This window comes from Martelella sp. (assembly GCF_984369615.1).
This window is the reverse complement of sequence record NZ_CFHTCS010000529.1, coordinates 1-2195: the sequence shown is the minus strand read 5'-3', so window position 1 is coordinate 2195 and position 2195 is coordinate 1. Positions and strand designations below refer to the sequence as shown.

The 2195-nt window shown below is 63.1% G+C and carries 2 protein-coding genes; both read right to left on the bottom strand.

Annotation, left to right across the window (positions count from 1 at the left end):
* A partial coding sequence (gene ilvC, locus AC5DC2_RS23285; RefSeq protein WP_491700203.1) for a ketol-acid reductoisomerase occupies nt 1–732 on the bottom strand: 732 nt, incomplete at its 3' end.
* Nucleotides 733–787: 55 nt separating this feature from the next.
* Nucleotides 788–1411 (bottom strand): TetR/AcrR family transcriptional regulator, encoded by a 624-nt coding sequence (locus AC5DC2_RS23280; protein WP_200337693.1) that lies wholly within the window; start codon nt 1409–1411, stop codon nt 788–790.
* Between the last annotated feature and the right edge of the window lie 784 nt (nt 1412–2195).

Sequence of the window (2195 nt, the reverse complement as noted above, 5' to 3'; positions counted from 1 at the left end):
GATGCCTCCTTCATAGATCAGGTCGACGATCAGCTTCACTTCGTGCAGGCATTCGAAATAGGCCATTTCCGGCGCATAGCCGCCTTCGACCAGGGTTTCGAAACCGGCGCGAATGAGCTCGACCAGACCGCCGCAGAGAACGGCCTGCTCGCCGAAGAGGTCGGTCTCGCATTCTTCCTGGAACGTCGTCTCGATGATGCCGGCGCGACCGCCGCCAACGCCGGAGGCATAGGAGAGCGCGACATCGAGCGCGTTGCCGGAGGCATCCTGCTCGACGGCCACGAGGCAGGGAACGCCGCCGCCGCGCTGATATTCGCCGCGCACCGTGTGGCCGGGGCCCTTCGGCGCGATCATGATGACGTCGACGGTCTTCTTCGGCTCGATCAGGCCGAAATGAACGTTGAGGCCGTGGGCAAAGGCGATCGCCGCGCCGTCGCGGATGTTGGGGGCGATCTCGCTCTTGTAGATGCCGGCCTGCAGTTCGTCAGGCGTCGCCATCATCATCAGGTCGGCCCAGGCGGCCGCGTCGGCAACGGTCTTGACCTCGAAACCGTCGGCTTCGGCCTTCTTCGCGGTTGCCGAACCGGCGCGCAGCGCGATGACGACATTCTTCGCGCCGCTTTCCTTCAGGTTCAGCGCATGGGCGCGGCCCTGCGAGCCGTAGCCGATGATGGCGACCTTGCGGCCGTTGATGAGATTGATATCCGCATCCTGATCGTAGTAAACACGCATTGTCTTTCCTTCCCTTGACAAAAGCTTCGCCTGACCGCGCCCTGCGGCAGGCAATTCATGCGGCCGCAAAAAGCGTCCAGAATCTTTCCACAGCCCGTTCGGCCCGGCGCCGGAACAGGCTGCGATCGGCGGCCTCCCCAAGCAGGAAGCGAACATGGCTGTCACCGACGATAAGGCCATAGAACACGCGATAGGCCTCGTCGCCGTTATCGAACACCAAAAGCCCGGACCGCCGCCCGTCCTCCAGAAGCGCCCTCGCCCGCTGGTCGATCTGGGCGCGGCCGCGCTCCAGCAGCAAGCGGCCAAGCTTCTGTCCGTCCTTGGTCACGCGCCCGATCGCAAGACGGTTGAGCGCAAGCGAAACATCGCCGGCCAGCACTTCGAGCAGGTCCTGTGCGAAGGCAGAGAGGTGATGGCGCAATTCGTCGGCGTCAAGCCTGTGGCCGGCGCTCTCGAATGTCCTGACCTTGCTGGCCTGATAGGCGATCATGGCGGAAAGCAGGCCGTCGCGGTCGCCGAACCACTTGTAGAGGCTTTCCTTCGAACAACTGGCTGCGCGGGCGATGCCCGCCGTCGTGACGGACTTCTCCCCGCCTTCGACAAGCAGCCTGAGCGCCTGTTCGAGAACCGCCTGCTGGCGGGGCGTGAAATGAAGTTCGGTGTCGACGTCGTCGATCAAGGTTCTGCTCTCGCATCTGGTACGGTACGGTACGGTACCTATTGCAGCAGTTTCGCGCCGCCGTCAAGCGGTCAAAACGGCGAAATCGCGCATTGGGGTCGGGCAGGAAGCTTCGGACATGGAACCGAGAAGAGGTCCAGGCGGCGCCTTCCGGGCCGAAGGCGGACTTTCAAGCCGCGCGCACAACGTGGCCCTGCCGCTTTCCCCGCCTCCGGCCGAGACAAAAACAAGTCTTCATCTGCCAGACGCGAAGCCGCGAATAGTGGCTCAACCGCTGCAGGACAGGGCCTCCAGGCGGGCGTGGCACCATGCACAAAAAATTTAATCAAACGATTGACTATGGATCGGAGAAAAACTATCTTTCTCTCAACAGCACGGGTGATCCCTTCCGCCCGTCCCGTCTTCATCGTGATGCGGCTCCTGATCGGCACGTCTCTGCCCTCAGTCTTGCACGTTCGCGATGACCTCCGGAAACACCCCGGCAGAACCCTGCGCCGGGGTGTTTCTCGTTTGTCTTCCCTGTCGATGAAATCAGGCCGGGCTTCGCGCCGCATTGCCTGTTGGACCCGGCGGGCGGCCACCGTTCTTTCCCGGCAGGGTCGCAGACCAAACGGCCCCCTTGGCGCGGACAATTTGCCAGCCTGCCCGTCTATTCCTTCACGCGCGCGAACGTCTCGAAAAACGCCTTCGACCCGCCATCGGGGGCCTTGCCGACGCCCCAGCGCATCAGCGTCGAGGCGTCCTCGGAAAAGCACCAGTACTGGCCGATGATCACATCGCCGTC